We start from the raw sequence: 19,082 nt of genomic DNA, 5'->3' as shown, positions 1-19,082 counted from the left end.
TATATCAACAAAATCTTTCATCAAATCATGAAAAAACGTTCATTTCTACTTTTAACTCTTTTATTTTGTTTTTTAACCACATTAAGTGCCCAAAATAATCATTCCGATCTCAACAGTAAGTTGGAGACCGCTTTTAATGAGGAGGATTACCAATTAATTATAAACAATGAAAATAAAATTCTCCAGCATAAAAATCAATATTCAGATTCCATCTCCGCTGAATTACTATACTTTCTTGGAGATTCATATTTAGTATATGACAGCTTAAATAAAGCATTGGAAATAATGCAAATGGAATTAGAAATAAGAAAACAACTTCCGAACGCAGATCCTGTATTAATTGCTGATATCTACAACAATTTATCATACTACCAACAACTAAACAATCAAATAAAATTAGCAAAATCAAATATTTCGAAAGCGGGGGAATTGTACGAAGAAAATCTAGGAACAGATAACATTGCCTATGTAGAAAGCAAAATCAAACTCGCTCAATTACAAGGGCTATTGGATGAGCACCGCAAAGCAATTGACATCTATGAAAAATTACTAAAGAATGATTTTGCCAAGGATAGATATTTTCAAATTATAAATAAAGAGTTGGGCTTATCTTATTTTGATTTAGGGTACTACACAAAATCTGAAGATATTTTAAAAGAAAATCTTCTGTTCGTAAAAGACAATTTCGGAAAAGAAAGCATCGAATATGTGGATGGTTTAGTAACATTAGCTATTCCCTATTATTCTCGTTCCAATTACTCGGAATCCGAATTGCTATATAACAAGGCGTTAGAAGCATTATCTAAAATTTCAGCCGATAAAATATTGGAGGATAATATAAAAAACAACTTAGCGGTACTGTATTGGAAAATCGGCCTCCATAACGAAGCTATCAATATATTTGAGGAAATAATTAGTGACGAAAAATCTCTAGAAAACGCTAGTAAACTAAGTAATTTTGCACAAAATCTGCTTGTTACAGACCAAAAAGAAAAAGCCATTGAACATTTCTCTAAAGCTCTGACCATTATAAAAGATATATTGGGTACAGATAGTGAATTGTACATCCGAGTGCAAAAAGAAAAAGCATTAGCCCTTAAAGAGAATAAAGCCCTCCACGAATATTATGAATTAATGAATCAAAGTTTCGTCACTTCAAAACAAGTATTAGAAAAAAGTAATCCAGAATATTCTAAATATGAATTGAACTGGGGTGTTGCAAATTTTAGAATTAATAATATTGATAAAGCGGAGCAGCATGTCAAATCTGCACACAAATTACGCTCGAAATACCTTAGCGAAAAACACCCTTTATATGCCGAAACAAGCAAAGAATTAGCTGAACTATCTTGGTATAAAAACAATCCTAAAAAAGCAAAAGAGTACTTCAAAGAGACTTTTAATAACTATTTTGCTCAGATTGAGGCCTATTTTCCAGCTTTAAGCGAGCAACAAAAAGCCAATTTTTATACTAATACGCTTAGGTCAACATTTGAAGAATTTAATTCATTTGCCATTGCCTATCACAAAAATGATCCCGAATTATTAGGAGATATGTATGATTATCAATTAGCTACTAAGGGCTTAATCATGTATGCAACAGCTAAAGCAAGAAAAAACATCTTAAATAGCGATAATCAAGAGTTAAAAGAAAAATATCAAAAATGGATTGCTACAAAGGAGCTTATTTCCCAATTGTATTCAATGTCGGAGGAGGAAGTTCAACAGCAAGAATTAAAGTTAGATTCACTCATTGAGGGCTCAAATGAACTAGAGAAGGAACTGAGTCGCGCTTCAAGTGATTTCTCTGATGCATATGCAGCCAAAAGCTACAACTGGAAAGATGTCCAGATGAAATTAAAGGATAATGAAGCAGCAATTGAAATGATCAGATTTAGGGAATTCACACCTGATAGTAGTGGACTCTTTAATGACAAGGTCAATTATGCTGCCTTACTTATTGATAAAAATTCCAAAAGTCCAAAATTAATCCTGTTTGAAAATGGATTAGAACTGGAGAATAGATACATCAAAAATTACAGAAATGCCATCCGATATAAGGTAAAAGACAAATATAGTTATGATTTTTATTGGAAGCCCATTGCAGAACAAACTCAAAAATATGAAAAAGTTTACTTTTCCCCTGACGGTATCTATAATCAAATAAGTATAAACGCATTGTATAATACCAATACTGAAAAACATGTTTTAGAAGAGCAAAATATTCAGTTATTAACCAATACTAAAGATTTAATCGCATATAGAGAAAGAACCCCTGACTCAAATATGGCATCTGCCCCTGCTCTATTTGGTTTTCCAAATTATAATAAAGGCATGCGTGAATCTGCAGAAGGCGGTGAAAATGTCGCCAGCGATATTGTAGAAAATGCAAGTCTAAACAGAGGACTGAGAGGCAGCTTGCAAAGATACATAAGAGGAAATTCATTGGTAACCTCCTTGCCAGGCACAAAAGAAGAAGTAAATAAAATTCAATCTATTTATAGAGATAGTAAATATTCCGAACCTAATACCTACTTGGAAAATCAGGCTGACGAAAATCAATTGAAGCGTGTCAAAAACCCACGAGTTCTACATGTTGCTACTCATGGCTTCTTCCTGGAAGATAATGAAACCAGTAATACTGATGAGGAAGATAAATACAGCGAAAATCCTCTTTTAAAATCGGGCTTAATAATGGCTGGTGCAAATTCTTTTATTGCTACTGGTTTAAACGAAGAAGTGAGTCAAGATGGAATATTAACCGCCTATGAAGCTATGAATTTGGATTTAAACCATACTGAACTTGTAGTTCTTTCTGCATGCGAAACAGGACTTGGCGAATTAAAAAATGGAGAAGGCGTTTATGGTTTGAGAAGGGCTTTTCAAGTGGCTGGTGCTAATGCAATAATTATGAGCTTATGGTCGGTAGATGATGAGGCAACCCAAGAATTAATGACCGCTTTCTATGCAAATTGGATTAGTGGAAAAGATAAACTGACCGCTTTTAACGAGGCTCAAAAAACAATAAAAGAAAAATATGAATCTCCATTTTATTGGGGTGCTTTTGTAATGGTAGGAGAATAAATTTTATTTAAAAACTATTTCCGCTGGAGGCTTCGAATTGTATCGAAGCCTTTTTAATTTTACATCATGCCCAAAGAGAAAAAATGGATTATAGCAGCCGCACCTTCACTCAAAAAAGTTGATGACTTAAGTAAATCAATAAATATAAACCCTATCCTGTCTAAAATATTGGTGTCTAGAGGCATTACAAATTATGAAGATGCCAAGAAATATTTTAGACCCTCTATAGGAGATTGCCACGACCCATTTCTCATGAAGGATATGGACGTAGCTACCCAACGATTAGTAAAAGCCATTGACAAACAAGAGCCTATTCTTGTTTTTGGAGACTATGACGTAGACGGCTCAACATCCGTTGCTATGATGTTCAGTTTTCTTAAAAATTATTGCGAAAACTTGTACTATTATATACCAGATAGATATTTAGAGGGTTATGGCATTTCTACCAAAGGTATTGACTACGCACATGAAAAAAATTGCAAACTTATTATTGCTTTGGACTGTGGGATTAAAGCCATGGACCAGGTTAGTTATGCCAATTCAAAAGCTATAGATTTTATCATTTGTGATCACCACAATCCTGGCGAAGCCTTACCAGAGGCCATAGCAATTCTAGATCCAAAAAGGCAAGATTGCAAATATCCATATAAGGAACTATCAGGTTGCGGTGTTGGCTTTAAACTCATTCAAGCCTACTGTATTCAAAAAGGAATTCCAGAGCATCTTGCTTTCGAATTACTTGATTTAGTAGCTATCAGTATTGCAGCAGACATTGTTGAGGTCACTGGTGAAAACAGAATATTGGCTTATTATGGTCTAGAGAAAATAAATTTCAATCCAAGACCAGGTATAAAGGCACTACTGGCAGCATCCGGATTAAAAGAAAAAATCACCATTTCTAATTTAGTTTTCCAGTTAGGTCCGAGAATAAATGCTGCTGGTAGAATAGATCACGCTCATTTAGCAGTTCAATTGCTGACTTCTATTCACGAAGATCAAGCCTTAATTATTGCTGTGGATATATCGAAGAAGAATAACACTCGAAAAGACTTTGATCAAAGCATAACCTCTGAGGCATTGAGTTATATAGAAGAAAGCAGTGAATTATTAACGGCAAAAAGCACAGTGCTTTTTAATAAAAATTGGCATAAAGGAGTAATAGGAATTGTTGCCTCCAGATGCATTGAACAGCATTACCGCCCCACTATAATCATGACAGAATCTAACGGAAAAGCAACAGGTTCTGCTCGCTCAGTTGACGGATTTGATCTTTATGCTGCCATCGAATTATGTCAAGAACATTTGGATCAATTTGGGGGCCATAAACATGCAGCAGGTTTAACACTTTCTATCAACAAAATCCCTGATTTTTCTGCTGCCTTTGAAAAAGCCGTGCAAAGCAGCATAACAGATGATCAACTAATACCTAAAATAAACATCGATAGCTATATTAACATTGATCAAATTACTGAAAAGTTTTATTCTATCCTGAGCCAAATGGATCCCTACGGTCCTGGAAATATGCAACCTGTTTTTGCCACTAGAGAGCTAGAGCTCTTGGGTGAACCCGTAATCCTAAAAGAAAAACACCTTAAACTACAAGTGAAAAATAAAGATGGCCGGCAGAAGATAACTGCCATAGGATTCGGCATGGCTGCATATAAATCACTGATTTTGGACTCAAATGGCTTTGAATTGGCATATACTATTCAAGAAAACCACTTTAACGGGACAAAATCTTTACAGCTTTATCTAAAAGATATCCGCATTCACTAAATAATTTCGTTAATTTGCTGATTGGGTATGTTTGTTGCTTATAGCATCGAAACAAAAAAATAAAAATGATATTAAAAGCTGAAAATCTTGTAAAAATCTATTCTAAGAGAACTGTGGTAGACCATATTTCTGTGAGTGTTGAACAAGGTGAAATTGTGGGACTATTAGGCCCGAATGGAGCTGGAAAAACAACATCTTTTTATATGATTGTCGGATTGGTGAAACCGAATTCAGGTGAAATCTTCCTAGACGATCAAAATATCACCAGTTTGCCTATGTATAAACGAGCAAAAAAAGGTGTGGGATACTTGGCACAAGAGGCTTCTGTGTTTAGATCATTGACTGTGGAGGAGAACTTAATGGCTGTTTTGGAAATGAGAAAAATCAGCAAGGAAGCAAAAAAAGAGAAAATGGAAAGCCTGCTGGACGAGTTTAGTTTGAATCACGTTCGGAAAAATAAAGGAATGGTGCTGTCTGGTGGAGAAAGAAGGAGAACAGAAATTGCACGGGCCCTGGCGATGGATCCAAGTTTCATTTTGTTAGATGAACCATTTGCTGGTGTTGACCCAATTGCTGTAGAAGAAATTCAAGCGATTGTGGGTCAACTGAAAAATAAAAATATTGGAATATTAATTACTGACCACAATGTAAACGAAACGCTTTCCATTACTGATAGAGCCTATTTGATGTTTGAAGGTAAATTATTGAAAGCCGGGACTGCTGAAGATTTAGCAAATGATGAACAAGTTAGAAGGGTATATTTAGGAAAACATTTCGAATTGAAACGAAAACTATAAACAATGGAATTCCTTCACTCTATAATGACCTGGGTTATGAAGAAAAGAATTCACGAAGTGGAGCTTTTCATGAAATACCCTAATGAAGTGCAAAGTGAAGTACTACAAAAGCTTATTTATAGAGCTAGGAATACGAAATTTGGTCAAGAGTATAAATTTGAGGAACTAAAAACATTCGAAAGTTATCAAGAAAGAGTTCCGTTACACACCTATGAGGAATTATTCCCATACATTGATCAATTATTAAAAGGCGATCAAAATATTCTTTGGCCTACCGAAATCAGATGGTTTTCAAAATCATCTGGCACTACAAATGATAGAAGCAAGTTTATACCCGTTTCAGACGAAGCATTAGAAGATTGTCATTTTAAAGGCGGCAAAGATTTATTATCAATCTATCTGAACAACAACGCTGAATCACGGCTTTTCACAGGAAAAAATTTAAGTATTGGGGGAAGCCAGCAGGTCAACCAATTTGATAATAACTCCAATTCGTTTTATGGGGACGTTTCTGCAGTGATTATGAAAAATCTTCCATTTTGGGTTCAAATCATTAGAACTCCTAGCTTAGAAATTGCATTGATGGATGAATGGGAAGGGAAGATTGAAGCTATGGCTAATGCCACCATGAAGGAAGATGTTACTAGTCTGACCGGTGTTCCAACCTGGACTGTGGTTTTACTTCAAAGAATCCTTGAACTTAGTGGGAAAGAGAACATTTCAGAGGTTTGGCCGAATCTGGAATTATTTATTCACGGGGCCGTTTCTTTCGTACCCTACGAACCGCTGTTTAGAGATTTGATAAAATCTCCAAAAATGAATTATGTGGAAACCTATAATGCTTCTGAAGGTTTTTTTGGTATTCAAGATGAATTGAATTCTGACGAAATGTTGCTGATGCTGGATTACGGCATTTTCTATGAATTTATTCCATTAGAAGATTCACATCAAAAACAACCTAAGACGATTCGGCTTGATCAAGTAGAACTGTATAAAGTATATGAAATTGTCATTAGCACCAATGCTGGCTTGTGGCGTTATAGAATTGGAGATACTGTACGGTTCACTTCTTTAAACCCATATAGAATAAAAATCAGTGGAAGGACCAAGCACTTCATAAATGCATTTGGTGAAGAACTAATGATTGAAAATGCTGAGAAAGCACTTGCATCAGCTTGCAATAAAACTTCAGTTAGTATTGATAATTTCACAGCAGCACCTAAGCATCTGCAACAAGGAAAACGAGGAGCTCATGAATGGGTAATAGAATTTGCAAAAGAACCCGATAATATTGAGGAATTCTCCAAAATTTTAGATGATGAAATCAGAAAGATAAACTCTGATTATGATGCGAAGAGATATAAAGATATCGCTCTACATTGCTTGGTGATTCATAAAGTTCCACAAGGCACTTTTTATGAATGGATGAGAAAAAGAGGCAAACTAGGGGGCCAAAATAAAGTTCCTAGATTATCCAACAGCAGAAAATATTTGGATGATTTGTTGGAGATGGTCGTAGAAAAATAAAAAGCACAGCTTGTGGTTGCTGTGCTTTTCAAAATACCTTCTGATGAAATTTTAGAATTCAAATCCAATAAAAAACTGTAATACTGAATTCTTTCCATTGTCTAACCCATTTCCATCCGGTGCTACATCAACTAAGCCATAGTTATATCTGACACCGGCTGTACCTCCAGAAAAGTCAAAGCCTACTCCTGCAGCTACACCATAATCGAAAGTATTAAAATCATCCCTATCATACTCCTCTACACTATTAATACTTCCATCTCCATCAACATCTTTAACTTTCACTGCGATCAAACTCGCAATATACGGACCCGCACTAAAATACAGATTCTCACCAACATGTATATTAGCTAATACAGGTATTTCAACATATGATAAATTGTATCTATACTTTCCACTACCTGTAAAAAAGCCTCCATCATAGTTGATCTGTGAGCCCTTTAGACTATAATTAATTTCAGGTTGAATACTTACTTGATCGGAAATACCTTTACGAAAATAAACACCAACTGCAAAACCTGGCTTCGTATTTTCATCATTGACCTCATCCACATACAAATTAGATAAGTTTAAGGAAGCTCTGATACCGCTTTGATCCGATTGAGCATTAACAAAAAATGAACTTAGAATTAAAAATGGTAATACTAAAATTAGTCTCTTCATTTCAAAAAAAATATTTGGTTATGTTGCTATTAAGCGGATTCTATCAAGTTTAGTTACAAACACTTATATACTTCTCTTTTTCTCTTTCTCATTTGGTGAATAGAGACATATTCTCAAAGCAGCTGATTATCAACGAAAAAAGCCAGTTTCGCAACCAGCTTTTTCCCTCAGTTCTAATTCAAAAATAATCTGATCAGGAGGCCCATTTTATAGTACATCCTATGGCTTTTGTTTTCTTTTCTGGAACCTCAGTGCCAGATAATACTGCATCAACTGCATCCTCCACATATTTTTTATTTGCAGCCTCAGCGGATTTTGTATTATTGTCAATTGCACCAATATATTTCACGGTTCTATTAGCATCTAAAACATAAACATGTGGTGTATTGGTGGCCCCATAGGCTTTTGTGATTTCCTGAGTTTCGTCATAAACATAAGGGAAAGGAAATCCCTTTTCTTTTGCTCTTACAACCATTTTATCAAAAGAGTCTCTCGGAGATTTCTCATCATCGTTCGGATTGATAGCAATTACCGGAATACCTTTACTGGCGTACTTTTCATGAAGCTCAATGATCCTGTCTTCATAGGCTACTGAATAAGGACAAGAATTACAGGTGAATATAATCATAAAGCCCTTAGCCTCTACATACGATTGCATCGAAACCATTTCTCCATTTACATTTTTAAGAGAAAAGTCCGTTGCTTTATCCCCAAGCTCGTATCCCCCATTTTTAAAACTAAAAGCCACCAAAGCGATCAGTACTAATGATAATCCAATTAACTTTTTCATAGCGGTATATTTACAGTTTTTGTTTGATTAAATTTTCCAGTTCACCTTCGTGAAACTCTTTCTCATAAAAGTATTTTTGTCCATCTTTAATAATAAGAGTAGCTGGAATCGCTCCAGACCATTCAGGAGATACTTTGTCAATCCATGAATTATAATCCAAATCATCAATAAGATATAATCCATCTGGATTCAAACCTTTCTTTTGAGCAAATTTTTCAGCCTTAGTGGCATTTTCCGAAAAATCAATGCTCATATACACGAATTCAACATCTGAAAATTGCTTTTGAGCATTTACAAAATAAGGAAGTTCTTTCACACATGGTTTACACCAAGTGGCCCAGAAGTTTATCACAAGTAATTTATCAGCATCCGATTGATTCATAATATCCTCTAATTCTGGGACCTTTATGATTTTTATGTCACTATTTTGAGCATTAGCATGATTAGTACTAAAAAAGCCAATGATTAAAAGAATAAGTCCTATTTTACTCATAGTCATTAAAAACGATATCTTCTTTAAAATGTTGAAATTCAGTATTTAAAAAATGAAAAATAGTAGCTTCCGCATTATTTATGACTTGTTGGTATGATCATTTCAAGAAAATGATTACAACATTTCTAAAATCTCATCTTTAGGAATTTTCGATAAGTTAATCCTATTCTTAGCACCTGCAATGGTGATCTTACTAAGAATAGTCATCCCTTCATCTCTCGTAGGAATGATCTCTACTACCTCTAAAGGATCAATTCCGCCAATATATTTTATTGCAACTTGCTCACCTGAGGCAAAATCATAAAAATTCAGTTTAATTCGACCATCTAGAGTAGAGTATGCATTCACAAGATAATTAGTGGTACTTATGGGAATTACTGCGGATATAGCACTTTGAATTCTCAATCTATCTTGCATCAGCTCACCCTCTAATGTTTGTAATGAAACAGAATCGTTCACAATAGGCTGGTAGGTATTAACAAAATAAGCTTGATTACTGAAAACGTAATTGAAAGAAAATAATGAATTTCCATATGATAAGGCAGAATTAATATAGTTTGATGCAGAACTACTAATTTTACCAGTCTCAATTCCTTGTTCGTTCGTAAAAGTCATATCTAAGTTTCCCTCCCTGAGTGAGTTGAAATAAATTACTGATCCTGCATTGTAGGCTCCAACAAAAAATTCAGCATTATTAGCATTTTGGAAAGCTTCTAACTGTTGATGTGCATTTTTAGTATCGTCATATTTTCTAGCCCATTCCATTGCAAAACCATCCTGTATTTTACTTAAAATAGTTCCCGTAGTATCATTGTAAGTTAAGAGCAAATAGGTATCTGGCGTTAGAATGTTGAATGCCAAGGGTTTTCGATATGCAGTGTAAGATCGCAAGGCTTCTACGGTTTGTTCCAATTCATTTATTTCAAACAAAGTAGCTGTAAAATCCGGTTGGCTACTTCCAATAAAATAATAATTATCACCTTGCCTGATCAAATTGGGCACTGCTTTCACAAATTGAGGCTCTAGCTCCTGACTCCATTGAAAATCTCCTCTATTATTTACTTTCAGCACAAATATAGATTCATTAGCTAATGCTGATAAAATAAGAAACCCGCCATCATCAGTTTCAATTACATCTAGAGGATTATAATCTGACCCTTCTTTGGGACTATCAAAAATGCTGTTAAACTTTTCCGTTGGGGTAAATTCGATTACATCATCATCGCAAGCGGCAAGTAAAATAAAAGCTGATATGATGATACTGATCCTTTTCATATCTCAACTGGCATAAATTCTTTCTTATTCAAGTATTTCAATGGAAATATGATTCCTATTAAGGCTTCTACAGACTGAAAACTAAAATCGTCCATCACATCATAAGCTTCATTTTGAAGATTATCATTAGCATATCGTGCATTTTGATTATTTGCATTGCTCAAGCCCTGCCTGAAATTTGCTTCGGCAGTAATATAAAAAGTACTCACTCTAAACCTTGCACCCCCTCCTAGGAAAGCTCCAGCAGTAAAAGGAGACATAATAGATTTTATATCTTCGTTTTTATTAAATTCTTGACTTTCTATACCATCTTGAGTGGTGAATTTAGAATATTCTTTGTCGGCATTAATTAACACGGAAAAATTTAAGCCCACTTGTACAAAGGGTATAATAGGCGGAACTGTTGGTTTTCTATTCTGTTTATCCCAAAAACGGCTGTTGACTCTTCGGAACATAAACCTAAAAAAAACAGGTACATCCAAATAATTAAGATCATGATTATGGATGAAATTTACACTTCTTGTTGAACCAGGTTGCGACTGGGTGTATTGAAACCGAATTTGATTTACTGACGCATTTGCACCCAAAACTAGTCGCTGGTCAAATTGATACATAAAGGTCAGCCCATAAAGAACTCCAATATTTTCTACATCTTTATATTCTTTATCGTAGAGACCTTCATCTAAGCTTGTGGTAGGCTTAATCAATGAATAGCGATTAATAACATTTACCATATTGTAATTCGCACCTGACCGAACTCCAAAATAGACCTGAGATGTTTTAAATGGATTTTTATTTAATTTATCCCAAATAGATTGTGCCTGACAAACTACCGTTGAAAGCAATAAAAATATACTTACAATATATTTTAACATCATTTTATAATCATACACCACAATAAATATCTCACTTTTTAATCTTCCATCAAAATAAATGATATGTTCGTTCACACTATCTTTTTATTAACTTTGTAGGCTTAAGGAAATTATGCAAGAAGATATAGCACAAAACGAACAAGAAGATGATGGATTGTTTGAACATCATCAAATTACAGTTGATCCCAAGCAGGATCTGTTGAGAATAGATAAATTCTTAATGGACAGGCTCCCAAATGTGACCCGCAATAAGGTGCAAAAAGCTATTAAAGATGGTTTTGTGCAGGTAAATGGGGAGACCATTAAACCGAATTACAAAGTGCACCCCAATGATATTATTCGGATTGCCCTACCTGAGCCTCCTAGAGACACGGATGTAAAACCTGAAAACATTCCACTAAATATAATTTTTGAAGATCCCGATTTTTTAATTGTAAACAAAGAAGCTGGCATGGTGGTACATCCTGCCCATCAAAATTGGGAAGGAACTTTAGTCAATGCTTTAGCTTACCATTTTCAAAATTTACCAGAAATGGAAGGGAATGATGGCAGACCAGGCTTGGTTCATCGAATAGACAAGGATACTTCAGGGCTTTTGGTGATAGCCAAAAATGAAAAATCCATGACGCATTTGGCAAAACAATTTTTTGACCATAGCATTGAAAGAACCTATTACGCCTTAGTTTGGGGTGATGTGGAAGAGAATGAAGGTACAATCGATGTAAACTTGGGCAGAAGCTTCAAGGACAGGAGAATTACTGACGCATTTCCTGATGGTGATTTTGGCAGAACGGCTATCACGCATTACAAAGTTTTGGAAAGATTAAGATATGTAACGCTTATTCAATGTAATTTAGAAACTGGTCGTACCCATCAAATTCGAGCCCATATGAAGTATATTGGACATCCTTTGTTTAATGATGCTACTTATGGTGGTGACAGAATTTTAAAAGGAACTCAGTTTTCCAAGTACAAGTCATTTGTGGATAATTGCTTTAAAATAATTCCAAGACAGGCTCTACACGCCAAATCCTTAGGTTTTAATCATCCATCGCAAAACAAGACCGTTAACTTTGATTCTGAATTACCTCCAGATTTTATTGAGGTCTTAGAAAAATGGAGACATTATATCCAATTTCACTAATCTTCCGTAGGTAGAAGTAAACCAAATGTATTATTTCATGAAGATTATTTTTTCAATTTTAATTGTTGCAGCTTTATTTTTTAGTGGTTGTGATATTCAAGACAGTATTGATAAAATCACCACCTTTACTATTACTAATTCCGCTGAGTTTACAGTTCCTTCTTCTTCAGGAGTAAACCTGCCAATTGATCTAGGAACTCCAGATGTAAGCACTTCTTCTCAACAAAGTTTTGAGAATAATAATACTCGTGCAGATTTAGTGGAAAATGTGAACTTAAGCGAGCTGAAGCTAACAATAACTAGCCCAAACGATAGGGATTTTTTCTTTTTGAAAAGTTTAGAAATTTATATTTCAAATGAAAGTGAGGGCTCAACCTTGATTGCTGAAATTCAAGATGTACCTGAAAATGCAGGAACTGAATTAGATTTGGAGACCACAGGTGCCAATTTGGATGAATATATTAAGGAAGATAGTTATGACCTACAATATGAAATAGTGACAAGGGAAACCATGAATTCAGATACCGAGATACGATCTGATATGGTATTTGAGGTAAAAGCTAAAGTATTATAAATCCCTCTCGATCATTCCCACCACTTTCAATTTATTTTTTATAGGGTTGGCATACATAGCCAATAAGGGATCTTTCAATTCATTAAAATTAGCAGAAAAAGCTTGGGCTTGCTTCCTTAGGTAGGCTTCAAATTTTTCTACTTCTTCTTTTGTATAACGATCAGCGAAACGCTTTTCATATAACCAATCATACGCAATAAAATTATTGGGCCAAAGCTTATAGCTTTTGTGTACTCGCTCATCAATCAAATCAGCCAAAGCCTGCATTTGATCATTTTTATTTCTGATTTCACGAATTTCCCTTAATTTCTCATCTACTATTTTTCCTATTGAAATATGAACCCTTCCTTTCACTCCTGTTATTCCGGCAATCATACTTTGCAAATCATCTTCAGGCGTTTTCTCTTTAGATTTGCCGGCTAATTTGGAAGCTATCTCTCTTGCTTTCAAAACATCGCAAGGATCATATTCATAGGAAATCGCCATTGGAGCTATTCTTAAAGGAGCATAATTTTCATAGAAATCTTTTTCTCCGCTTAAACCAATCATTTTCAGCAAGCCTTGTTGTGTTTGATCGTCTCCATTTTTGGTTCTACCCTCGCGCTGTGCAATCCAAATGGAGGTCTTTCTCTCCAAAATGGTATGTCGAATATAAGACGACAAAGTCTGTGAATAAGAATACATTTCCCTTGGCGGGATATTTCTATTAACTATAAAATTTTTATTGAGTTTAGCCAAATCGGTCACCCACTGATTCACCAATAGATTATTACCTATAGCTACTTCTGTTGTATCTATCCCTAATTCAAAAAGCAATACATTTAAAATGGTAGAGTCCAACACAATATCCCTATGGTTGGAAATAAAAAGATAAGATTTATCTGGATTGATTTTATCAAAACCATCGTGAGAAATGCCTTCCGAACTATTATCTAATACGCTACGAGCAGTCGGATACATCATTACTTTTTGGAAATCCTTGACATTATGTACATCTGCCAATGCTCCCTTCAATTGATCCACCGACTTATCAGGAAAAACTCTTTGGACAACTTTATCAAAAAATGGATGCTGTATCAAGCGCTGAACGGCTTCATTCACCTCTGAGTCATTATAAGGTCTAATCGAATCAAATGCTTCCAAATACTCCATAGATAAAAAAATGTAAACACGAAATAAGCGAATTTTATGATAAAAACCGTGATTTTACGAAAAAAGGCGGAAAAAGTCGTATTGCACGATAAAATTAAGAAAATTGACAGGATAATTAAAGTAACTTACTCAATCGGGAGTGGTGGTCTTCATGTCTAATTATCTCAAATAATCAACTCTTGAATAACACGGGGAACTCTACAGCTTTTCGATTTCAACTATTTCAATTTCCCTATAACCAGGATCTCTCCAGCCACAAAGCCGATTTGATTCCAAAAAATTATAGCTCAATACAACTTCAAGGCTTTCTATCATAAAAGCAGAATCTAAGTTGACAGGCGCTTGAAATTCTTGATCGATTTGAATTAACCATCCACAGCCATCAACTGCAGGACTCCCATCAAAAACAATCAGAGCTGACACATCTTCGTGATCGGGTGGACCCTCATCAACGGGAGACTGATTATCGCAACTCATTACAAATAGTGCAAATAAGAAAAATACTAAAATGCGCAAATAGGCGACAGGAATAGCAGACTTTAATTTCTTCATATGACTGTCAATTTGTAATTGCTTTTATATAAATTTAGAAATGAATTCACTCTTTTGGCAAAAAATGCATGGTATCATTATCTACATAATTTAAAATCAACTCATTATCTTCAATCGTGTATGGTATAGCAAGGGCTTCACCATTCCAACTATGTCTTAGTGCATCATTAAAGCGCTCTCCCCATTCTGTGGTTGTAATCTCTGTCACAGCAGCATCCATTAAAATTAATTGATCACCTTCGACTTTGAATTCGCCATGCTCAATGAAATTATTACCTGCCATCCCTTCATAGGTACCATCTGCTTTAAAATTCCAATATACAGGCTTGCCGTCATTGGGGTCATCAATCCGGCCTTTTTCTTCAGTTTGGTAATAGGCCAACTGCCAAGAACCAATTGGTTCTTTGGAATTTTGTATGGGATCTTCCTCGTCACAACCTGTTCCAGCAAAAAGCACTGAGCAAATCATTAAAATAATTTTCGCTAGATTTTTCATAATTTAATGTTTTAGTTTATTAAAAATTTATTCTTCTTCGTTTAATCTACTCCAATTAATATCAAAACGGCCATCGGTTACTGAAATAGTATCAGAAAGTGGATCAGATTCTTTTATTACATCAAATTCAAATGTTCCTGAGATAATTGTATTGATGGTATCATACCTATCGATTACAATATCCCCCCCCCCTTCGAAGGACAGGTATCTTTTTCCAGCAGTTTCCCCATCGTATGAAATTACAATTGCATGATTTGGGCTATTATTTTCATAAGGAGTACTACCTGTACTGTTTCCTAACTCATATTCACCTTCTACTTCTAGCTCTGGGATATATAAAAAAATATAATCCCCACCTTCATCTTGCGCATTCAAAACTCTAATAAAAAAATAACTTTTAACAGGGTTTTCACCAGCATGTGGATTTCCTGCAATTAACCCCTTCCTAGAACCCACAAATAAACTCGGATCACCGTCCTTCGGCACTAGAACCTCCCCATCAATTTTGCAACCGAAAGTATTCAAGCCTTCTTGTGTGATGGGGGGAAGTTCATCTTCCACTTTTATATCTTCTTTTTGGCAAGAAGAGGCTATTAAAATAAAGGCTAAAAGGATAAGTAAGTAATTGAAATGACTTTTCATATTGCTAGGTTTTGATTTCATTATTGAAGTAAAATGAAATATTATTAAATACAAATGATTTTAGTTGAACTCTTTAATTATACTATTTAAGATTGAGATGTCCATTTTCTTACATAAAATTAAAATCTTTCGCATCATCCAAAATTTAGGCTTACTACAAGGCTCCCATATCACACTATTGCTTTTTAATTTCTAATATTTCAATTTCCTTATAACCAGGATCTCTCCAGCCACAAAGCCGATTTGATTCCAAAAAATTATAGCTCAATACAACTTCAAGGCTTTCTATCATAAAAGCAGAATCTAAGTTGACAGGCGCTTGAAATTCTTGATCGATTTGAATTAACCATCCACAGCCATCAACTGCAGGACTCCCATCAAAAACAATCAGAGCTGACACATCTTCGTGATCGGGTGGACCCTCATCAACGGGAGACTGATTATCGCAACTCATTACAAATAGTGCAAATAAGAAAAATACTAAAATGCGCAAATAGGCGACAGGAATAGCAGACTTTAATTTCTTCATATGACTGTCAATTTGTAATTGCTTTTATATAAATTTAGAAATGAATTCACTCTTTTGGCAAAAAATGCATGGTATCATTATCTACATAATTTAAAATCAACTCATTATCTTCAATCGTGTATGGTATAGCAAGGGCTTCACCATTCCAACTATGTCTTAGTGCATCATTAAAGCGCTCTCCCCATTCTGTGGTTGTAATCTCTGTCACAGCAGCATCCATTAAAATTAATTGATCACCTTCGACTTCGAATTTACCAAGCTCAATGAAATTATTGCCAGCCATGCCTTCAAATGTACGATCTGCTTTAAATGTCAAATAAACAGGCTTGCCGTCATCAGGATCATTAATCCGACCATTGTCCTCAGTCAGGTAATACGCTAACTGCCAAGAACCAATAAGGTCATCAAAATTTCGCACTGATTCCTCCTCTTCACACCCGGCCCCTAGAATAAGCACTAGACAAATCATTGAAATAGATTTCATTAGATTTATCATCGTTTAATGTTTAAATTAAAATTATCCTAAAGGTGCAAAATAAAGACAGTACATACAAATGTTTATAATGACTAATTAAAGATTCAAATACTCCTAAAAGTTAGATCATACAGATACTAGGTTTGGGTATATTTCTTCAGTAACATCATTCAATAATTCCATGATCATTTCACTAGTTAAAAAACTTCATAAAAGATTAACAAACACTTAATAATAAGTCGTTTATAAATTCCTACATTTGTAAAAATTGAAAATATCTACTAATGCTAAAAGCAACACCAAATTTCCACCAAGGCATCAATTTCATACAAATTTCCAGCTTGCCTTACGAGCAACAAGAACTTTTCTCCAGCTGGGTTCCAAAAGCGGCCATGATAAAAATGGAAATTAACAATATCAGTCTACCTGACTGCGTGGAGTATCAAGATTATGCTTATTGGTTTGATTTTCAATATCAGAATCATAATTCATTTTTGGAATCCAGTCTTTAAATATAATCATGTAATTTTAGAAATTCACTAACTCTAGAACTAGATCACGGACAATTATCTTCTCCCAAAAAAAGAAAAATTCCGAGATGACTTTCTAAGCATATTTTACAATTGAATCCAGTTTTATAGCTTTGTGGTAAATTCCAATCAATGGATTATCAAAAAGAACTCATTACCGTTTCCCAGAAATTAATCCCTGATTTTGAAATCAGCCAGGAAGAATCTTTGCACAAACAAAGCTTTATTGAAAAGCTTAGCCCCTATATTTCCCAATTATTAGATACTGACTTTCAAAAACTGGTGCAGATAATGTACCGTATTGATGTGTCAGAAAAAGAATTTGCCTTAACTTTGCAACCTGGAAATGCAGAAATCCCGGAAAAGCTGGCGGAAATGATTTATGAACGCCTTTGTTTGAAAGCAAAAATAAGAGCAGAATACAAAGCAAAATAGATAATGTTGAAAATTGCAGTTGATTTTGATGGCACTATAGTAGAAGATCGTTATCCAGCTATTGGGAAGCCTCAGCTATTCGCGATTGAAACTATGAAGGCCTTGCATCAACAACAGCATCAATTGATATTATGGACTGTAAGAGAAGGTAAATCCTTACAAGAAGCTGTGGAATTTTGCAGAAAGCATGGAATAGAGTTTTATGCCGTAAATAAAAATTATCCTGAAGAGGAATTGGAGCCCGGACAAAGTCGAAAGCTCAATGTTGATTTTTTTATTGACGACCGAAATATAGGCGGATTTCTGGGCTGGAGTAAAGTTTGGGAACTATTAGGTAATAATCCAGTTGAATACACAATTCCTAAAAAAAGCTTTTGGGAAAAACTTAAAGATTTATTCAGATGATTCATTTGAAAACAAAAGAAGAGATTGAATTAATGCGTAAAAGCGCATTATTGGTATCCAAAACCTTAGGACTAATGGCTGAATTATTAGAGCCAGGAGTTACCACTTTGGAATTGGATAAGAAAGCAGAGGAATATATTAGAGATAATGGTGGTGTACCGGGCTTCTTAGGTCTATACGACTTTCCGAATACACTGTGTATGAGTCCGAATGAGCAAGTTGTACATGGCTTTCCTAATAAAGACCCTTTAAAGGAAGGTGATATTATATCGATTGATTGCGGTGTGGTCATGAATGGTTTTTATGGAGATCATGCCTACACCTTTGCTGTGGGAGAAGTGAAACCTGAGATAGAGAAATTATTAAAAGTCACGAAAGAGTCATTGTATTTAGGCATAGAAGAATGTAAAGCTGGAAATAGAATCGGTGATATCGGATTTGCTATTCAGAATCATGCGGAAACGCACGGATATGGAGTGGTAAGAGAATTGGTAGGCCATGGCTTAGGCAGAAAAATGCATGAATCACCAGAAGTACCTAATTACGGCAAAAGAGGCAGAGGAGCTAAATTGAAAGAAGGGATGGTATTGGCTATTGAGCCCATGATTAATTTAGGCGGAAGAAGCATCAAGCAATTGGCTGATGGCTGGTCGATAGTCACTGCTGACAACAGATACTCTGCCCATTTCGAACATGATGTAGCCATAGTAGACGGTAAACCTGATATCCTTTCTACTTTTGATTATGTTGAGGAAGCATTGAATAAAAAAGGTGCGCTTGTAATATAATTAAGAATTGGGAATTGAATAATTACGAATTCAGAGAGTACCAGCATTTTCAATGTAAGATACTCTGAACCAACGGAAAC

General features: G+C 34.9%; 21 protein-coding genes. 10 read left to right on the top strand and 11 right to left on the bottom strand.

Going from position 1 to position 19,082, the window contains the following annotated elements; genetic code table 11:
- The first annotated feature begins 27 nt into the window (after nt 1–27).
- The 4 genes from AAC601_RS03490 (at nt 28) to AAC601_RS03475 (ending at nt 7,184) form a co-directional block, all read left to right on the top strand.
- Entirely contained in the window at nt 28–3,084 is a 3,057-nt protein-coding gene (locus AAC601_RS03490) for a CHAT domain-containing tetratricopeptide repeat protein (RefSeq protein ID WP_340152476.1), read from the top strand.
- Between the two features lie 66 nt (nt 3,085–3,150).
- Complete coding sequence (recJ, locus tag AAC601_RS03485; RefSeq protein ID WP_340152475.1) at nt 3,151–4,860, top strand: single-stranded-DNA-specific exonuclease RecJ; 1,710 nt, start codon at nt 3,151–3,153, stop codon at nt 4,858–4,860.
- A 65-nt stretch (nt 4,861–4,925) separates the two neighbouring features.
- Nucleotides 4,926–5,657: an LPS export ABC transporter ATP-binding protein gene (gene lptB / locus AAC601_RS03480; protein ID WP_303268217.1), complete on the top strand. Its 732-nt coding sequence runs from the start codon at nt 4,926–4,928 to the stop codon at nt 5,655–5,657.
- A gap of 3 nt (nt 5,658–5,660) precedes the next feature.
- Nucleotides 5,661–7,184 (top strand): GH3 auxin-responsive promoter family protein, encoded by a 1,524-nt coding sequence (locus AAC601_RS03475; protein ID WP_340152474.1) that lies wholly within the window; start codon nt 5,661–5,663, stop codon nt 7,182–7,184.
- A 51-nt stretch (nt 7,185–7,235) separates the two neighbouring features.
- On the opposite strand, the gene AAC601_RS03470 is transcribed toward AAC601_RS03475, so the two are convergent.
- From AAC601_RS03470 to AAC601_RS03450, 5 genes are all read right to left on the bottom strand, one after another.
- A complete protein-coding gene (locus AAC601_RS03470) occupies nt 7,236–7,847 on the bottom strand; it encodes a porin family protein (protein ID WP_303268216.1) in 612 nt (203 codons plus the stop codon).
- 193 nt (nt 7,848–8,040) lie between these two features.
- Nucleotides 8,041–8,637 carry a thioredoxin family protein gene (locus AAC601_RS03465; RefSeq protein WP_303268215.1) on the bottom strand — a complete coding sequence of 199 codons (597 nt, stop codon included), beginning with the start codon at nt 8,635–8,637 and terminating at the stop codon, nt 8,041–8,043.
- A gap of 10 nt (nt 8,638–8,647) precedes the next feature.
- On the bottom strand, nt 8,648–9,130 hold the full coding sequence (locus AAC601_RS03460) for a TlpA disulfide reductase family protein (protein ID WP_303268214.1): 483 nt from the start codon (nt 9,128–9,130) through the stop codon (nt 8,648–8,650).
- 114 nt (nt 9,131–9,244) lie between these two features.
- Nucleotides 9,245–10,405: a hypothetical protein gene (locus tag AAC601_RS03455; RefSeq protein ID WP_303268213.1), complete on the bottom strand. Its 1,161-nt coding sequence runs from the start codon at nt 10,403–10,405 to the stop codon at nt 9,245–9,247.
- Nucleotides 10,402–11,355 carry a hypothetical protein gene (locus AAC601_RS03450; RefSeq protein ID WP_303268212.1) on the bottom strand — a complete coding sequence of 318 codons (954 nt, stop codon included), beginning with the start codon at nt 11,353–11,355 and terminating at the stop codon, nt 10,402–10,404. The genes AAC601_RS03455 and AAC601_RS03450 overlap by 4 nt, the downstream gene beginning before the upstream one ends.
- A gap of 37 nt (nt 11,356–11,392) precedes the next feature.
- Between AAC601_RS03450 and AAC601_RS03445 the strand changes: the two genes are divergently transcribed.
- Both AAC601_RS03445 and AAC601_RS03440 read left to right on the top strand, forming a co-directional pair.
- Nucleotides 11,393–12,424 (top strand): RluA family pseudouridine synthase, encoded by a 1,032-nt coding sequence (locus tag AAC601_RS03445; protein ID WP_303268211.1) that lies wholly within the window; start codon nt 11,393–11,395, stop codon nt 12,422–12,424.
- Nucleotides 12,425–12,461: 37 nt separating this feature from the next.
- A complete protein-coding gene (locus tag AAC601_RS03440) occupies nt 12,462–12,998 on the top strand; it encodes a hypothetical protein (protein WP_303268210.1) in 537 nt (178 codons plus the stop codon).
- Here AAC601_RS03440 and AAC601_RS03435 read toward each other — a convergent pair.
- The 6 genes from AAC601_RS03435 to AAC601_RS03410 form a co-directional block, all read right to left on the bottom strand.
- A complete protein-coding gene (locus AAC601_RS03435; protein WP_303268209.1) occupies nt 12,993–14,150 on the bottom strand; it encodes a 1-acyl-sn-glycerol-3-phosphate acyltransferase in 1,158 nt (385 codons plus the stop codon). The two genes, AAC601_RS03440 and AAC601_RS03435, sit on opposite strands and share 6 nt — an antisense overlap.
- A gap of 198 nt (nt 14,151–14,348) precedes the next feature.
- Nucleotides 14,349–14,702 carry a hypothetical protein gene (locus tag AAC601_RS03430; protein ID WP_340152473.1) on the bottom strand — a complete coding sequence of 118 codons (354 nt, stop codon included), beginning with the start codon at nt 14,700–14,702 and terminating at the stop codon, nt 14,349–14,351.
- A 46-nt stretch (nt 14,703–14,748) separates the two neighbouring features.
- Complete coding sequence (locus AAC601_RS03425) at nt 14,749–15,198, bottom strand: hypothetical protein (protein ID WP_340152472.1); 450 nt, start codon at nt 15,196–15,198, stop codon at nt 14,749–14,751.
- Nucleotides 15,199–15,225: 27 nt separating this feature from the next.
- On the bottom strand, nt 15,226–15,840 hold the full coding sequence (locus AAC601_RS03420; protein ID WP_340152471.1) for a hypothetical protein: 615 nt from the start codon (nt 15,838–15,840) through the stop codon (nt 15,226–15,228).
- A gap of 175 nt (nt 15,841–16,015) precedes the next feature.
- Complete coding sequence (locus AAC601_RS03415; RefSeq protein ID WP_303268205.1) at nt 16,016–16,369, bottom strand: hypothetical protein; 354 nt, start codon at nt 16,367–16,369, stop codon at nt 16,016–16,018.
- Between the two features lie 46 nt (nt 16,370–16,415).
- The gene (locus AAC601_RS03410; RefSeq protein ID WP_303268204.1) at nt 16,416–16,865 is read right to left on the bottom strand and encodes a hypothetical protein; all 450 of its coding nucleotides are present in this window, start codon (nt 16,863–16,865) and stop codon (nt 16,416–16,418) included.
- 263 nt (nt 16,866–17,128) lie between these two features.
- Between AAC601_RS03410 and AAC601_RS03405 the strand changes: the two genes are divergently transcribed.
- The 4 genes from AAC601_RS03405 (at nt 17,129) to map (ending at nt 19,002) form a co-directional block, all read left to right on the top strand.
- Nucleotides 17,129–17,356 carry a hypothetical protein gene (locus tag AAC601_RS03405; protein WP_303268203.1) on the top strand — a complete coding sequence of 76 codons (228 nt, stop codon included), beginning with the start codon at nt 17,129–17,131 and terminating at the stop codon, nt 17,354–17,356.
- 150 nt (nt 17,357–17,506) lie between these two features.
- The gene (locus tag AAC601_RS03400) at nt 17,507–17,809 is read left to right on the top strand and encodes a hypothetical protein (protein ID WP_303268202.1); all 303 of its coding nucleotides are present in this window, start codon (nt 17,507–17,509) and stop codon (nt 17,807–17,809) included.
- A gap of 3 nt (nt 17,810–17,812) precedes the next feature.
- Nucleotides 17,813–18,214, top strand: coding sequence for a hydrolase (locus AAC601_RS03395; protein ID WP_303268201.1), 402 nt, complete (start codon nt 17,813–17,815; stop codon nt 18,212–18,214).
- The gene (map, locus tag AAC601_RS03390; protein ID WP_303268200.1) at nt 18,211–19,002 is read left to right on the top strand and encodes a type I methionyl aminopeptidase; all 792 of its coding nucleotides are present in this window, start codon (nt 18,211–18,213) and stop codon (nt 19,000–19,002) included. Before AAC601_RS03395 ends, map begins: the two co-directional genes overlap by 4 nt.
- Nucleotides 19,003–19,082 lie beyond the last annotated feature (80 nt).

Source organism: uncultured Marivirga sp. (assembly GCF_963974845.1).
Taxonomy (GTDB): Bacteria; Bacteroidota; Bacteroidia; order Cytophagales; family Cyclobacteriaceae; genus Marivirga; species Marivirga harenae.
Note: the sequence above shows the minus strand (reverse complement) of the source record. Positions and strands in the feature narration are given on the sequence as shown.